This window comes from Nostoc sp. (assembly GCF_036917395.1).
GTDB lineage: Bacteria > Cyanobacteriota > Cyanobacteriia > Cyanobacteriales > Nostocaceae > Nostoc.
Map to the genome: position 1 here is coordinate 198,064 of NZ_JBALDI010000005.1, position 15,254 is coordinate 213,317.

The 15,254-nt window shown below is 44.4% G+C and carries 13 protein-coding genes; 10 read left to right on the plus strand and 3 right to left on the minus strand.

Annotated elements, in window-relative coordinates; all coding sequences use genetic code 11:
• The first annotated feature begins 263 nt into the window (after positions 1-263).
• The 9 genes from V7K46_RS05050 (at position 264) to V7K46_RS05090 (ending at position 10,064) form a co-directional block, all read left to right on the plus strand.
• The gene (locus V7K46_RS05050) at positions 264-2,327 is read left to right on the plus strand and encodes a phosphodiester glycosidase family protein (RefSeq protein WP_335111524.1); all 2,064 of its coding nucleotides are present in this window, start codon (positions 264-266) and stop codon (positions 2,325-2,327) included.
• A 251-nt stretch (positions 2,328-2,578) separates the two neighbouring features.
• Positions 2,579-2,998 carry a cupin domain-containing protein gene (locus tag V7K46_RS05055; RefSeq protein WP_273763827.1) on the plus strand — a complete coding sequence of 140 codons (420 nt, stop codon included), beginning with the start codon at positions 2,579-2,581 and terminating at the stop codon, positions 2,996-2,998.
• A 244-nt stretch (positions 2,999-3,242) separates the two neighbouring features.
• Positions 3,243-3,569, plus strand: coding sequence for a HesB/IscA family protein (locus V7K46_RS05060; protein WP_335111525.1), 327 nt, complete (start codon positions 3,243-3,245; stop codon positions 3,567-3,569).
• A 300-nt stretch (positions 3,570-3,869) separates the two neighbouring features.
• Positions 3,870-4,253, plus strand: a complete 384-nt coding sequence (gene rpsL / locus V7K46_RS05065) for a 30S ribosomal protein S12 (RefSeq protein ID WP_012410236.1) — start codon at positions 3,870-3,872, stop codon at positions 4,251-4,253.
• Positions 4,254-4,807: 554 nt separating this feature from the next.
• The gene (gene rpsG / locus V7K46_RS05070; RefSeq protein WP_334906201.1) at positions 4,808-5,278 is read left to right on the plus strand and encodes a 30S ribosomal protein S7; all 471 of its coding nucleotides are present in this window, start codon (positions 4,808-4,810) and stop codon (positions 5,276-5,278) included.
• 138 nt (positions 5,279-5,416) lie between these two features.
• A complete protein-coding gene (fusA, locus tag V7K46_RS05075; protein WP_335111526.1) occupies positions 5,417-7,495 on the plus strand; it encodes an elongation factor G in 2,079 nt (692 codons plus the stop codon).
• Positions 7,496-7,518: 23 nt separating this feature from the next.
• The gene (gene tuf, locus V7K46_RS05080; RefSeq protein WP_334970313.1) at positions 7,519-8,748 is read left to right on the plus strand and encodes an elongation factor Tu; all 1,230 of its coding nucleotides are present in this window, start codon (positions 7,519-7,521) and stop codon (positions 8,746-8,748) included.
• 166 nt (positions 8,749-8,914) lie between these two features.
• A complete protein-coding gene (rpsJ, locus tag V7K46_RS05085) occupies positions 8,915-9,232 on the plus strand; it encodes a 30S ribosomal protein S10 (protein WP_008232935.1) in 318 nt (105 codons plus the stop codon).
• A 184-nt stretch (positions 9,233-9,416) separates the two neighbouring features.
• Positions 9,417-10,064 (plus strand): LON peptidase substrate-binding domain-containing protein, encoded by a 648-nt coding sequence (locus V7K46_RS05090; protein ID WP_335111527.1) that lies wholly within the window; start codon positions 9,417-9,419, stop codon positions 10,062-10,064.
• 41 nt (positions 10,065-10,105) lie between these two features.
• Here V7K46_RS05090 and pheA read toward each other — a convergent pair whose 3' ends face one another.
• Positions 10,106-10,978, minus strand: coding sequence for a prephenate dehydratase (gene pheA, locus V7K46_RS05095; protein WP_335111528.1), 873 nt, complete (start codon positions 10,976-10,978; stop codon positions 10,106-10,108).
• Positions 10,979-11,621: 643 nt separating this feature from the next.
• Between pheA and V7K46_RS05100 the strand changes: the two genes are divergently transcribed.
• On the plus strand, positions 11,622-12,209 hold the full coding sequence (locus tag V7K46_RS05100) for a DUF1997 domain-containing protein (RefSeq protein WP_335111529.1): 588 nt from the start codon (positions 11,622-11,624) through the stop codon (positions 12,207-12,209).
• Between the two features lie 8 nt (positions 12,210-12,217).
• On the opposite strand, the gene V7K46_RS05105 is transcribed toward V7K46_RS05100, so the two are convergent.
• Positions 12,218-12,874, minus strand: a complete 657-nt coding sequence (locus tag V7K46_RS05105; protein ID WP_335111530.1) for a ribonuclease HII — start codon at positions 12,872-12,874, stop codon at positions 12,218-12,220.
• Positions 12,875-12,882: 8 nt separating this feature from the next.
• Positions 12,883-14,994, minus strand: a complete 2,112-nt coding sequence (locus V7K46_RS05110; protein ID WP_335111531.1) for an Rne/Rng family ribonuclease — start codon at positions 14,992-14,994, stop codon at positions 12,883-12,885.
• Positions 14,995-15,254 lie beyond the last annotated feature (260 nt).

Sequence of the window (15,254 nt, forward strand, 5' to 3'; positions counted from 1 at the left end):
TCAGCGAGAATTGAATATCATAATCCAGTTTTGATAAGCAAGACTACCGTGTATAGTGTGGTTATAATTAATGCTAGTTAAAACACTTGATTGCAGTGGCTTTGGCGTCTAAATTGTTTTTTGTCTAAAAGAGATAACTAGCCAATATATAGAATATCATTTTTTTAAAAAATAAAGTCATGTTTTTTTTATAGTTCCAAATAATTAGTTAGTTTATACCTTGGGTGATAGTTTTCAAAAGTACTTAGTAAATTATGGTAAAAATGCCGAATTGTTGGCAATCAGGGATTAGCGAACGCAGATTTTTCCAGGTTACTGTCTTACCAATACTTTTAACAGTACTGTGCTTAACTACTACCTGTGCTACCAACGCCCAGGAGTCCCCGAAAACCATCAAATTAATCAGCAGGTTAATCTCACAGTCACCTGCACCCCCTTTAACAGGTGTAGCATCCTCTGGTAATCAAATTTCCCTCAATGGTCGTACTTTACCAGGAACTTGGTTGCAGCGACCTGGAAAATCTGGTCAGATCACAACTCATCTGAGTGACGGGGCATTTAGACAATTAATTGGAGTTAATTTCTTAAGCAGTAATAATTCAGGTAGGCAACCAGTACAGTGGTTTTCGTCGGTGACAACGCCACTGATTTTAGCCACCAGACTACTAGGAGCATATCGCTATCTGGATATTACTAATTTTGCTCAAACATCTGGATGGCAAATCCAAGCTAATAGCAACATTTTGGTGATTGCTACTCCAAAGGCGCAAGTGACAAATATTGTTCAGAGTCAGCAATCTTCAGACACGAGTGTAAAGCCTTTGCAACAAGTTCGCATTCTTGTCGATTTAGATCGTCCAACTCCCTGGCAAGTTACACAAGGGTCAACTGTTAAAAAAATTCAACCTCCATCTTCTGATTTAGACACATTAATCCCCAAATCCACTGTACCGCCAAATCGAGAGTGGACAGTTACCCTGGATGGAATAGCCGATCCCGTTTTGATAGAACGCTATACCCCGCAGCCACCAGCACCAACAGCAGCACCAGCAATATTACTGCCAAACCTGCTCAAACAATTATCACCAGATACACCAACACAACCAATACTACCAGCACCAGCACCAGCCCCTGAACCACTGATTCAACAAGTGGAGGTGGTGAAAAACCAAACCATTATTTCTCTGAGTGTTCCCTTTGGTTTATCGCCTCAAGTTAGTACTGTCGGTAGCCCCAATCGCCTGATTATCGATATTCGACCCGATCCTTTAGAAGAACGAGATATTACTTGGGTTCCAGGATTGCGCTGGCGACAGCATTATGTCAACTTAGGCACAGAACGCTTTCCGGTGGTCTGGTTAGAAGTCAATCCTCGTAAATTTGGGCTAACACTGAAACCTATGTGGGCTAGTCTTGATGGGCTTGCGGGTACTGCTCCCTTAATTCAAACAGCACAACGTTACTTAGCAGTAGCTGGAATTAACGGTGGTTATTTTAACCGCAAGAATAGATTGCCCTTGGGTGCAATTCGTCGGGATAATCAGTGGTTATCAGGCCCCATTCTTAACCGAGGTGCGATCGCTTGGAATGATTCAGGCCAATTTTACTTCGGTCGTCTCACCTTGGAAGAAACTTTAATTACGGCAAATGACCAGCGCTTACCAATTCTGTTTCTCAACAGCGGCTACGTCCAGAGCGGCATTGCTCGTTACACCCCAGCTTGGGGATTAACTTACACGCCCTTGACGGATAACGAAATTATCCTAGTGGTACAGAAAGACCAAATTATTCAACAGTTACCAGGCGGCAAAGTTGGTGAGACGGCGGTTCCGATTCCTCAGGATGGCTACCTACTAATCTTACGCGCCAACGCTGCTACTGCTGCCTCCCAGTTACCTATTGGAACCGGAGTAACTATTTCCAGCGCCACTACTCCCACTGATTTTAGTCGTTATCCCCACATTATCGGAGCCGGACCGCTATTAGTCCAAAATCGTCAGATTGTCCTTGATGCCAAAGCCGAAAAATTCAGCAATGCCTTTATTGCCGAAAAGGCTATTCGTAGCGGTATTTGCACAACGGCAACAGGCACACTGATGATTACTGCCGTGCATAATCGTGCAGGCGGTTATGGCCCTAATTTGGCAGAACATGCCCAACTGATGCAACTGATGGGCTGTGTCGATGCCCTAAATTTAGACGGTGGTAGTTCAACCAGCCTTTACTTAGGAGGGCAACTACTCGACCGATCGCCTAGTACCGCTGCTCGTGTTCATAATGGAATTGGTATTTTCCTGAAACCACGATCATCAGGCAGTAGGGAATAGGGAAGTGAAGTCTCTTAATCACCAATGTCCCATCCTTTTTTAAAGTTTAGAACAAGCTATCATTTTGCTTGATGAAGACTTGGTGTAGATACAAGAGTTTTAGTAGTGATGATTTACACCATTACGTCTGACTTTGCTATGTTTATCAAAGTGCGACATAATTGCTGATTTCCAACGTTGCAAGATAGCGCCAGATTTTTATCAATAGTTAAGAGTACCGACGGTTTGTTATGTCTTCAAATGAGGTAACTATGGCTCGATATCAAGAAACTACACAGACTGACACTCTACACCTACCTTCAACTATCACTTCCAGAGGCGTTGCTGCAACTGAGTTACGTCCTTGGGGTGCTTTTACAGTTTTAGAAGAAGGGCGCGGATACAAAATCAAGCGCATCGAAGTTAAACCCGGACACCGCCTCAGTCTACAAATGCACCACCACCGCAGCGAACACTGGATTGTCGTATCTGGTACAGCTAGGGTAACTTGTGGTGAGCTAGAAGTACTACTGAGCAATAATGAGTCAACTTATGTACCCCAATGTACATCTCATCGTTTAGAGAATCCTGGCGTCATCCCCTTGGTGTTGATTGAAGTGCAAAATGGCGAATATTTGGGAGAAGATGATATTATTCGCTACCAAGATGACTATGCCCGTACTAAGGATTAAAACCAAAAGAATGTTATTAAAGCTCTAATTCCAAAACTGAATAGATTTTTGGGCAAACCGTCTTTGGTAACTACTACACCCCAGATGTCCCTACCTAGTTAAGGTGGGGACTAAAGCATGTTGTGCTATAAATGTAGTAATAGCGATCACGCTCATGCCTTTGGAAATTTGGAATTTTACAGAAGGCAGGGCCAACCCATCTGTAAAGTAAAGATGGGATATTCTATTGCAAAAAACGAGTTCCATGATTCATCTGAGTCAAGCAGCCGCGAGTGAGATTGGGCGAATAAAGTCCAAGCAGCAGCCAAATGTCTTGTTTCGATTGGCAGTAAAACCAGGTGGTTGTTCCGGGTTTTTTTATGATATGTCCTTCGATGAAGCAATAAAAGTTGGCGACCAGGTTTTCGACTTGGATGAGATTCAAGTGGTCATAGACAAAGCAAGCTTAAATTACCTCAACGGTTTGAGGGTGGATTATTCAGAAGACTTAATGGGTGGTGGTTTTCGCTTCCACAACCCCCAGGCGATCGCTACCTGTGGCTGTGGGAATTCCTTCTCCATAACTAGTTAACAAATAATTACTAATTCGTAATTTGTAATGACCCTCTCTAGAAAACCTCTTGCGTTCGCGGACTCGCTAACGTAATTAAAAAACGGGTCAGAGTCTGAGACTTGGATCGAAGGTTGAGAAAGTTATGATTGGGGTCTAAATCCCTATCCATAACGTAATCACGAATTGTTCATAGTCGTTAATTAGTGATCATTTGCCAATAACAAAAGAAAAATCACAATTGACACAATGCCCTAAAAAACGATATAATTAGGATTTGTTAAAACTTAGACATATAAGCAGCTTTACGCGCTGTAACTCATGCCAACAATACAGCAGCTAATACGTAATGAGCGCGAACAAGCGCGTCAGAAAACCAAGTCCCCGGCTCTGAAGCAATGTCCCCAACGTCGGGGAGTTTGTACCAGAGTATACACGACTACACCAAAAAAGCCTAACTCAGCTCTACGCAAAGTAGCAAGAGTAAGACTTACCTCTGGATTTGAAGTTACAGCTTACATTCCAGGCATTGGTCACAACTTACAAGAACACTCAGTTGTGATGATTCGTGGCGGTCGGGTTAAGGACTTACCAGGCGTGAGATACCACATTATCCGTGGCACCCTAGATACAGCCGGAGTCAAAGACCGCAAGCAAGGCCGTTCCAAGTATGGAACCAAGCGTCCCAAAGAAGCGAAAAAATAAAATTAGGCGATTAATCGCATCCAACACGATTAATCGTCTAGCTAAGAAGCGCTGAAGGACAAAAAAAGTATCAGGGTCTGTGTTCTAACAGCAGTTATGAAGGCTGGTAAAGTCTGTTTTAAAAAATCAAGCAAGCTACACCTACACTAAGCGAGCAAGTGTAGAAGTTCTGAGGAGAAGGCTGTAACTGACAGCAGAATTCTCATCTGGACATTAAGATTTACAATCTTGTCGCCTTGAGTATTTAGTTGCAGGTAGCAGGTCAAACAATTTTAGATTTGCGATTTGCGATTTTGGATTGGTCGAACCCACAAAGGGATAAGGCTTACAGACTGTTGATTTTTGATTTTTTCCGACCCTTGGGATCGGAACATATACCGAAAACTTTTAATCCAAAATCAAAAATCAAAAATCAAAAATTGGCAGTAGAGAGGTCAACCTCGCTGCAACTGTCGAAAAAAATGAGGAAGTCTGAGGGTTGGGTTGCACCGCTTTTAGTTTCCGGTGTCTGATAGCATATAATTTCGTTGCCAATTCCGAATTAAAGGTGAAGTATGTCACGTCGTGGTGTTATTCAAAGGCGCCCAGTTCCGTCTGACTCCGTATATAATAGTCGCCTTGTGAGCATGATTATCAGGCGGATCATGCGTCATGGCAAGAAATCACTTGCCGCACGGATTGTTTATGAAGCATTGAAAACTATTGAGGAACGCACTGGTAGCGCTGCCTTGGAAACCTTTGAAAGAGCAGTGCGAAATGCCACGCCTTTAGTAGAAGTAAAAGCTCGGCGAGTTGGTGGAGCAACCTACCAAGTACCAATGGAAGTGCGTACAGAACGGGGCACTACCCTAGCACTGCGTTGGTTAGTGCAATATTCCCGGTCTAGACCAGGCCGGACAATGGCAAGCAAACTGGCAAATGAGTTAATGGATGCTGCCAACGAAACTGGAAATGCGATTCGGAAACGGGAAGAAACGCACCGGATGGCGGAAGCTAACAAGGCATTTGCACATTATCGTTACTAAGTAGAAAAACGATATATCGCCTTACCGAAGCGTTATATCGTAGATTTACAAAAAAAAGACGGTTTTCCCTAAAAGTATAGAATCTTAACAAAGAGTAATATACAAGATATCATGAGGCAAAAACTATAGGAGGTAGCTGTGGCACGCACGATCCCGCTAGATAAAGTACGCAACATTGGTATTGCGGCGCATATAGATGCGGGCAAAACAACAACAACAGAGAGAATATTATTTTACTCTGGGATAATTCATAAAATTGGCGAAGTTCATGAAGGAACTGCCGTCACAGACTGGATGGAGCAGGAGCGGGAGCGGGGAATTACCATTACTGCGGCTGCTATCAGTACCAGTTGGAAAGATCATCAAATTAACATTATCGATACTCCGGGTCACGTAGACTTCACAATTGAAGTTGAGCGTTCCATGCGCGTGTTGGATGGTGTAATCGCAGTATTTTGTTCTGTGGGCGGCGTGCAACCGCAGTCCGAGACAGTGTGGCGTCAAGCAGAACGCTACAAAGTTCCTCGGATAGCCTTTATCAACAAGATGGATCGGACTGGAGCGAACTTTTATAAAGTTCACGATCAAATCCGCGATCGCCTGCGGGCGAATGCGATCGCCATTCAACTACCAATCGGTAGTGAAAACGACTTCCAAGGTATCGTTGACCTAGTACGGCAACGTGCGTATATTTACGCAAATGACCAAGGAACCGATATCCAGGAAACCGATATCCCAGAAGAATTGCAAGCGCAGGTAGAAGAATACCGCACCAAGCTAATAGAAGCGGCGGCAGAAACCGATGATGCTCTGATGACTAAGTACTTCGATGGCGAAGAACTTACAGAACAGGAAGTTCGGACTGCCCTGCGTAAAGGAACAATTGCCGGGACAATTGTGCCAGTACTTTGCGGTTCAGCATTCAAAAACAAAGGCGTGCAGTTGATGCTGGATGCTGTTGTAGATTACCTGCCAGCACCAAGTGAAGTGCCTCCAATTCAAGGCTTACTAGCGAATGGCGATACTGTTGAGCGGCGGGCTGATGACAGCGAACCCTTAGCGGCTCTGGCATTCAAGATTATGGCTGACCCTTACGGTCGCCTCACATTTGTTCGTGTTTATTCTGGTGTTCTGAAAAAGGGCAGCTACGTCCTCAACGCTAGTAAGAATAAAAAAGAACGAATTTCCCGCTTAGTTCTAATGAAGGCAGATGATCGGCAAGATGTCGATGAACTGCGAGCGGGTGATTTGGGAGCAGCTCTTGGATTGAAAGACACCTTGACAGGTGACACAATCTGTGACGAAGGATCGCCAGTAATTCTGGAATCCTTATTCATTCCTGAGCCTGTAATCTCGGTGGCGGTTGAACCCAAAACCAAGAACGATATGGACAAACTGTCCAAGGCTCTGCAATCTCTCTCAGAAGAAGACCCCACCTTCCGTGTCCACGTCGATCCGGAAACAAACCAAACCGTGATCGCAGGGATGGGAGAACTCCACCTAGAAATTCTAGTAGACCGGATGTTACGAGAATTCAAAGTGGAAGCGAATGTCGGTGCGCCACAAGTAGCTTACCGCGAAACGATTCGGAAACGTGTCTCCAAAGTGGAAGGCAAGTTCATCCGTCAAAGTGGTGGTAAAGGTCAATACGGTCACGTTGTGATCGATTTGGAACCAGGAGAACCCGGTACTGGCTTTGAATTCGTCTCCAAAATTGTTGGTGGTACAGTACCTAAAGAGTATATTGGCCCCGCAGAACAAGGAATGAAAGAAAGCTGCGAATCTGGTGTCCTGGCTGGATATCCGTTAATTGACGTCAAAGCGACGCTAACTGATGGGTCATACCACGATGTAGACTCTTCGGAAATGGCTTTCAAAATCGCTGGCTCAATGGCGATGAAAGAGGCTGTGCTGAAAGCTTCACCCGTCCTGTTAGAGCCTATGATGAAAGTTGAGGTTGAAGTTCCTGAAGACTATATCGGGAACGTGATTGGCGACTTGATCTCCCGCCGAGGGCAGATTGAAAGCCAAAGCACTGAACAGGGACTTGCTAAGGTCGCATCCAAAGTTCCACTGGCGACCATGTTTGGCTACGCCACTGATATCCGGTCGAAGACGCAAGGTCGGGGTATCTTCACGATGGAGTTCAGCCACTACGAAGAGGTGCCTCGCAGCGTAGCTGAAACTATCATTGCTAAAAGCAAAGGGAACGCTTAGTTAAAATAAGGAAATGAGCATTCATGGCACGCGCAAAGTTTGAAAGGAATAAACCCCACATCAATATCGGTACCATTGGCCACGTTGACCACGGTAAAACCACGTTAACAGCAGCCATCACTATGACGTTGGCGGCTATGGGTCAAGCTATAGCTAAAGGCTACGATCAAATCGATAACGCGCCAGAAGAAAAGGCACGGGGTATTACCATCAATACCGCTCACGTTGAGTATGAAACTGCTAGTCGGCACTATGCTCACGTAGACTGCCCTGGACACGCTGACTATGTGAAGAACATGATCACCGGCGCTGCTCAGATGGATGGTGGCATCCTCGTAGTTGCTGCTACCGATGGGCCTATGCCCCAAACCCGCGAACACATCCTGTTGGCAAAACAGGTAGGCGTTCCCAGTCTGGTTGTCTTCTTGAACAAGGAAGACTTGATGGATGACCCAGAACTCTTAGAACTAGTGGAACTAGAACTGAGAGAATTGCTTACCAGCTACGATTTCCCTGGCGATGATATCCCCATTATTAAGGGATCTGGTCTGCAAGCCCTGGAAGCAATGACTAAGAATCCCAAGACCCAACGGGGTGAAAATGAATGGGTAGACAAAATCTACGAATTGATGGATGCTGTAGATTCTTTCATCCCCACCCCTGAGCGAGATGTGGATAAACCCTTCCTGATGGCTGTAGAAGATGTATTCTCCATCACAGGTCGTGGTACTGTCGCCACCGGTCGGATTGAGCGGGGTATAGTCAAAGTTGGCGATAACGTTGAACTAGTGGGTATCAGAGATACTCGCGCCACTACCGTAACTGGTATTGAAATGTTCAAGAAGAGTCTTGACCAAGGTATGGCTGGGGATAACGCAGGCGTACTACTCCGGGGTATCCAAAAGGCTGATATTGAACGAGGTATGGTCATTGCCAAACCAGGTTCAATTAAACCTCACCTTCAATTTGAAGGTGAAGTGTACGTCCTAACCGAAAAAGAAGGTGGTCGCAAAACTCCATTTTTTGCTGGCTACCGTCCCCAGTTCTACGTGCGGACAACGGATGTAACCGGCACGATTAGAGCCTTCACTGCTGATGATGGCACTGAGGTGGAAATGGTGATGCCAGGCGATCGCATCAAAGTGACAGTAGAATTGATCAACGCGATCGCTATTGAACAAGGAATGCGCTTCGCTATCCGCGAAGGTGGGCGCACCATTGGTGCTGGTGTCGTCTCAAAAATTCTGAAGTAGCACCTTTTCGCTCATAACAAAGGAGCAGAGATGGTATAATGCCTCTCTGCTCCTTTCTCTTCCCTCTATAAATAAGGTAACAGGTTACAGAGGACTGGTGATAGTTTTCTGTAACCTTTACCCTGCAACTACATCCCCTAATTACGCAGAACCTGGACAATTAAAGATGGCAACTCTACAGCAGCAGAAGATTAGAATTCGCTTACAGGCTTTTGACCGACGCTTATTGGATACATCTTGCGAGAAGATTGTAGACACAGCTAACCGTACCAATGCTACAGCCATAGGCCCAATTCCTTTACCAACAAAACGCCGGATCTATTGTGTGCTGCGATCGCCTCACGTAGATAAAGATTCACGAGAACACTTTGAAACCCGTACTCATCGCCGGATTATTGACATTTACCAGCCCTCTTCTAAGACTATTGATGCCCTGATGAAATTGGATCTACCATCGGGTGTAGATATCGAAGTCAAACTTTAATTAGTCATTAGTACTCAGGCAAAGGACAAAAGACTAATAATATTAGTATGAATTTTTACATAGCCCTGAAGAAATATATCTCAGGGCTTTTATTTAGCTAGGAAACAAATGATAGAATGTAGACAAAGAACGGGAAAAGCAGAGAAAAATAAATTTTAAAGATTAAGTTTATACTAAGGTAATAATGACATCATCTTCTAAAATTGCAGTTCGTGAACTACCTCTGTTCCCGTTACCTGAACTAGTTCTGTTTCCTACCAGACCATTGCCTCTGCACATCTTTGAATTTCGCTACCGAATCATGATAAACACGATTTTGGAAAGCGATCGCAGGTTCGGTGTTTTAATGGTTGATCCAGTCAAAGGTACAATTGCAAACACTGGTTGCTGTGCGGAAATCGTTCATCATCAACGGCTACCAGATGACCGAATCAAGATGTTGACTTTAGGGCAGCAAAGATTTCGTGTATTAGAGTATGTTCGTGAAAAGCCATACCGCGTTGGCTTAGTTGAATGGATTGAAGACCAACCACCAACTAAAGATTTGCGTCCTTTGTCAACTGAAGTAGAACAACTACTGCGAGATGTTGTGCGTTTATCAGCCAAATTAACCGAACAAAATATCGAACTACCAGAAGATTTGCCCGACCTACCAACAGAGTTATCTTATTGGGTAGCCAGTAACCTTTATGGTGTCGCCCCAGAGCAGCAGTTATTGTTAGAAATGCAAGATACTGCAACTCGTCTAGAGCGGGAAGCAGAAATTTTAACTTCTACTCGGAATCACTTGGCAGCTCGTGCTGTTCTCAAAGACACATTTAATGAAAAGTGATGAGTAGTCCTCAGTCAAAACTTGTGGCAAATGACGAATGATTAAAGAGCGCTGATCGGCAAAACATTGTAAGCGCCAAGAATTTTTAAAATCTCTGTGTGGATAGTTAATTCTGCTAAAGCAGATTGCATTTGTGCTTCCTTGGCATCCGCTTCTAGATCCATGAAAAACAAGTATTCGCCTAGCGATCGCTTCGTCGGACGAGATTCAATCCGGCTGAGGTTAATCCCTAACTGAGCAAATATTTGCAAAGGTTTGACCAATGCTCCAGGTGTGTTGGCAGGCATACTAAAAGCCAGCGATGTGTGACTGGCAGGTGTTGTTGATGCCTGATATCCAGCCTCCGCTTCACCCTGACTTACTACCCAAAAACGAGTAAAGTTTTCTGGATAGTCGTTGATGTTACTGGCAAGTATGGGCAGGTTGTAGAGTTGAGCTGCTCTACTAGAGGCGATCGCTGCCGTTGTTATCTCTTGCTCCAATCCCTGTAGCGCTTCGCTTGTGGAATTGCTGGGAATAATTTGTACAGTCGGAAGAAACCGCTCTAACCATCCCTGGCATTGTGCTAAAGCTTGTGGATGAGAGTAAACAGTTTTAATCCTATCTAAGCTAGACGCGCAAGAAATTAACATATGGGCAATGGGTAATACCAAAGCCAACTGAATTTGCAAACTGTCCAAGTGCCATAGTGTATCCAGTGTTGTGGTAACACTCCCTTCAATAGAATTTTCCACTGGCACAACAGCCAACTGGGCTTGACCATCAGCAACGGCGTGCAGTGACTGCGAGATGGTGGGATAGGGACATAACATAGCTTCAATTCCCGTACTTTTGCTCAACCAGTTGACATAAAGAACAGATGCTTGTTCTGCGTAAGTGCCGGGAGGCCCTAAATGTGCGATCAATAAAGTCATGTCTTTAGCCTTGAGTTGTGAGTTTAATGTGTAAACAGAGATTATGATATTTTAGGTTTGGCAAATATATCCAACATTTACTCTTAGTGAACACTCTTATCTCTAAAATTTACGCACTGACGAATAGACCTAAATATGTATCCAGGAAAACAAGTTATGGAAATCAGCCTTCTAGCAGATAGATTTCCTGGGAGTTTTTTGCTAGATTCCTCTGAAGATTTAAGAGCAATTATATTGGTTTCTGACCAAATAGCAATGCATATTATTGATTTTGTGTCAATCGTTAAATCCTAATATTAGCCCTTTCAAGCTGAGTAAAAATTTGGGTTAAAAAAATTCCTCTTTAATCTCTTAACTCTGTGTCCTCTGCGTGTTAAGGGTTAAATAAATTACTTTTAACCCGCTATTGACACAGAGATATCAGATAAAAAAAAATAGATTTTAGGAGTCAGCTTGAAAAGGCTAATCCTAATCTATATTTCTTGAACTAAAGATAGTAATGAGCGTAGCAACTTTTTGCTAATAATGTATAGCTGATAAGCAACAATCATTTTTATGCTCAATAAATTTTGTATTTTTCTAATAATTAGAACTAATTTATTAAAAAATATTAAAATTAAGAAACAGATCTTTTTATCCGCTCATGGCTACCCGGTTTACTGCCTCTCAATCGGTTGAAATCGCTGTTCCAGAGCAGCCTATTCCCATTCAGCACTACTTGCGTCAGCCTCAACGTTTAGTTAAGGCTTTGGCTGACAACACCCGCATTGAGCAGCTTTCTGAGGAAATATTTCGCTTGAAAATGCGTCCGGTAACTTTTATGTCATTAAGTATTCAACCTACTGTAGACATGAGAGTCTGGGCAGAATCAAATGGAATAATTTATTTGCGATCGCTAGGCTGTGAAATCCTGGGTTTCGAGTATATTAACCAGCGCTTTACTCTCAATTTAAAAGGGTATTTATCTCCCAAAGAGTTTAGCACTGGTACTCGCCTGCAAGGAAGGGCTGATTTAGAAGTGCTGGTGGATTTGCCACCGCCATTTTCCTTCACTCCTAAGCCGATTTTAGAAGCTACTGGCAATGGTTTGCTCAAAAGCGTGCTGTTGTCGGTCAAGCAACGGTTATTAAATCAACTTTTGGCGGATTATCGCTACTGGGTGATATCACAAATTAAAGATAGAGGACTTGACGGTGACACTACTGAATTGCCAATCCTGAATGCTGAGTAATGATTTAATCACTCAACACTCGGTACTTTGATTTGGCAAGGACGAAAAGACTGACGATGTAGGGGCGAGGGCCCGTATTGTTGCAAAGCCAGCAAATGCCGCTGGCTACCATAACCCTTGTTACGCTCCAGGTTGTACATAGGGTATTTTAATGCTAGACGCATTACCAGGTCGTCACGCCAAACCTTGGCAACAATACTAGCAGAGGCAATAACGAGCGATCGCTCGTCTCCTTTAACTATTGTTTGTTGCGGCAATAGCAAGTCTTTGATTGACTGATTGCCATCAACCAGGCAGAGTGCAGGCTGTACCTTTAACTTCAGCACAGCCCGCTTCATTGCTAACAGTGTCGCTTGCAAAATATTTATCTTGTCAATTTCAGCAGTAGAAGCAAACCCAATTTTCCAGTCTATAGCCAGCCCACAAATTTGCTGTGCTAGCTGAGTTCTCCGAGAACTAGACAACTTTTTACTGTCTTTAATTTTAGCTGCCATCAGTATTGGCAAAGCATGAACTGGTAGGATCACTGCTGCCGCCACCACAGGGCCAAATAGAGCACCTCGCCCGACTTCATCCACACCTGCAACCAACCCTGGAATCCCTGACAAAGTAGAAAACTCTAGCCAACTGGATTGTTCCAAGGGCGTTGGCGACGTTTCTACCATAAAGCAAATTAATTATCCTCGATCGCTGAGGAACGACGGCGGCGGCGACGGCTGGCAGTGGCGGCGCTGTTCGCATCACTTTCATCTGCAATCTCGTTGGCAACGGAGGCTTTCGCAGACAAGCGTTCCGTTGGGTTCGCAGTCAACTCCGATGGTTCAGTTGTCTCTTCTATCAAAGATTTTTGTTCTGGCTCAATAACTTTTGGTGTCGGTATCTTGCTTGTGGTTACTTCAGGTGTCGCTTTTTGGGCAATAGTTGATTCTGAGGTTGATTCAGTTGGGGTCGTTGGCAGTTGACCAGGCTGAATCACATTAATGATCACAGATTTGGTATTTTTAACTTCTTGCTCTAACTTCACCAAAGGAGAGATTCCCATCAAGGCAAACATATCTTGTTCTTGGAGGCTCATTTCTACAGTTCTAATCTCCGGTGGTTCTACCACTGGTTTAACTGGTTCTGCCTTGATAATTTTAGTGCGCTCTACTCTTTCACTCCAACCGGGTTTACCAAGGGTGGGTAAGGGGATCTCTGGTGCAATTCCTAGTTCTGGTTCCACATCAAGGTCTAAGTCTGGCTCGTTGACAAAAGCCAGTGGATTGGCAATAACCCGAGCTTCATCTTTCCCGTTTAACCCATTGATGCCAATTCGACTGCGGCGAGTGCGGGTACGCCGCTTATTATCATTAAGTTCTTGATAACTAGGATGATTGATCAGATTTAGGTTACTTAATTCCGAGTCACCCTCAAATGCTTCCCCAAATCCATCATAGGTTTCTCGTGGTTCTGGGATGCGGGCAGATGGCTGACGTGGTTCTCTGTGAGGCAGGGATACAAAACGTTCACGCTCTGGTGTTTCTACTGGTATTGGCAATCGGTTTTCGATTTCTCCAGGCAGACGCACAGTATGTCCTAAACCGCCGCAGGTGGGGCAAGTTTCACCAAACAATTCGTAAATATTTTGACCCTGACGCTTGCGGGTCAATTCTACCAAACCCAGTTCGGTGAGTTGGGCAATCTGGGGACGAGCTTTGTCTGCTTTGAGTGCTTTATTAAAGTGTTCGAGAACTTGCAGTTGATCACGTCGCGATTCCATATCAATAAAATCAACAACGATCACCCCAGCGATATTCCGCAGACGCAACTGGCGAGCAATTTCTGTTGCAGCTTCGCAGTTTGTCCACAAAACTGTTTCTCTAGCTGTTGCCGATCGCGTAAAGGAACCTGAGTTAACATCGATTACGGTTAATGCCTCCGTCGGCTCGATGACGACGTAACCTCCAGAAGGTAGGTCTACTCTTGGTTTGAGGGCTTCTCTAATCGCAGCACTGATGCGGAAGTACTCTAAAATTGGGGAGCGATCGCGATGATGGTCAATCAACAATCCTTGCGGTGTTTGACCTCCACTCCAGTTCTGCAAGTACTGCTTTACACGCTTTAAACCAGTACTAGAATCTACAACAATCCGATTTACATCCGCGCCGTACATATCCCGCAATACGCGCTGGATAAAGTCATCGTCCCGATTGAGCAGTGCTGGAGGCCGGGTGGAATGCGCTTCCTGCTGGATAGCCTCCCATTGCTTTTGCAGCACCTCCAAATCTTCCATAATTGCTTCTTCTGGTTTGCCTTCGGCTTCTGTACGCACGAGCAAACCCATTCCCGCCGGTTTGACCAAAATTGCCAGTGCCCGCAAGCGGTTGCGTTCACTTTCACTTTTTATCCGTCGGGATAAATTTACGCCCCTACCATAGGGCATTAATACTACATAGCGTCCAGGTAAGGTGATATTACCCGTCAGCCTGGGCCCTTTTGTCCCTGTTGGCTCTTTCATTACTTGCACCAAAACTTTCTGCTGTGGTGTAAGTAGTTCTGTAATTGCCGCAGCAGTACGCTTTAGCTTCAATGGTCCTAAGTCGGTGACGTGAATAAAACCGTTGCGCTCTGGATCACCAATATTGACAAAAGCCGCATCTATCCCAGGCAATACGTTTTCTACTACTCCTAAGTAGATATCACCTATTTGGTGATGACCGGTAGCAACAACGAGTTCCTGTATTTGATCTTCAGAAAAGACAGCAGCAATTTGGTGCTGCTCCGCGATGATAATTTGTTTTGGCATTCAATTTCCTCAAAAATTGGCAGCACCAATAGGTCTGGGGGTTTGTTATACCTTTGTTGCCCCTGCAACCCTCAAAAGGCGCTACTGGTAATAAAAATCGTAACCCGATGTTCTAAGTTAAATAGCTATTGGCGCTCTTAAGAGCGTTTTCACGGCGGATTATTCCAGAACGGGTGCATGTTTAAGCAATTAAATCAACTGTCCGTGGTTGATTTGTGATGCAATACCCTCAAGAAAGAGAGTTCTGAGTTGAAAGTTCT

Bases quoted from the DNA above. Each gene is read 5' to 3' on its own strand.
- V7K46_RS05090 (WP_335111527.1), top strand. From the start codon at position 9,417: ATGACATCATCTTCTAAAATTGCAGTTCGTGAACTACCTCTGTTCCCG.
- V7K46_RS05100 (WP_335111529.1), top strand. From the start codon at position 11,622: ATGGCTACCCGGTTTACTGCCTCTCAATCGGTTGAAATCGCTGTTCCA.
- pheA (WP_335111528.1), bottom strand. From the start codon at position 10,978: ATGACTTTATTGATCGCACATTTAGGGCCTCCCGGCACTTACGCAGAA.
- V7K46_RS05105 (WP_335111530.1), bottom strand. From the start codon at position 12,874: ATGGTAGAAACGTCGCCAACGCCCTTGGAACAATCCAGTTGGCTAGAG.
- rpsG (WP_334906201.1), top strand. From the start codon at position 4,808: ATGTCACGTCGTGGTGTTATTCAAAGGCGCCCAGTTCCGTCTGACTCC.
- V7K46_RS05060 (WP_335111525.1), top strand. From the start codon at position 3,243: ATGATTCATCTGAGTCAAGCAGCCGCGAGTGAGATTGGGCGAATAAAG.
- V7K46_RS05050 (WP_335111524.1), top strand. From the start codon at position 264: ATGCCGAATTGTTGGCAATCAGGGATTAGCGAACGCAGATTTTTCCAG.
- rpsJ (WP_008232935.1), top strand. From the start codon at position 8,915: ATGGCAACTCTACAGCAGCAGAAGATTAGAATTCGCTTACAGGCTTTT.
- rpsL (WP_012410236.1), top strand. From the start codon at position 3,870: ATGCCAACAATACAGCAGCTAATACGTAATGAGCGCGAACAAGCGCGT.
- V7K46_RS05055 (WP_273763827.1), top strand. From the start codon at position 2,579: ATGGCTCGATATCAAGAAACTACACAGACTGACACTCTACACCTACCT.
- V7K46_RS05110 (WP_335111531.1), bottom strand. From the start codon at position 14,994: ATGCCAAAACAAATTATCATCGCGGAGCAGCACCAAATTGCTGCTGTC.
- tuf (WP_334970313.1), top strand. From the start codon at position 7,519: ATGGCACGCGCAAAGTTTGAAAGGAATAAACCCCACATCAATATCGGT.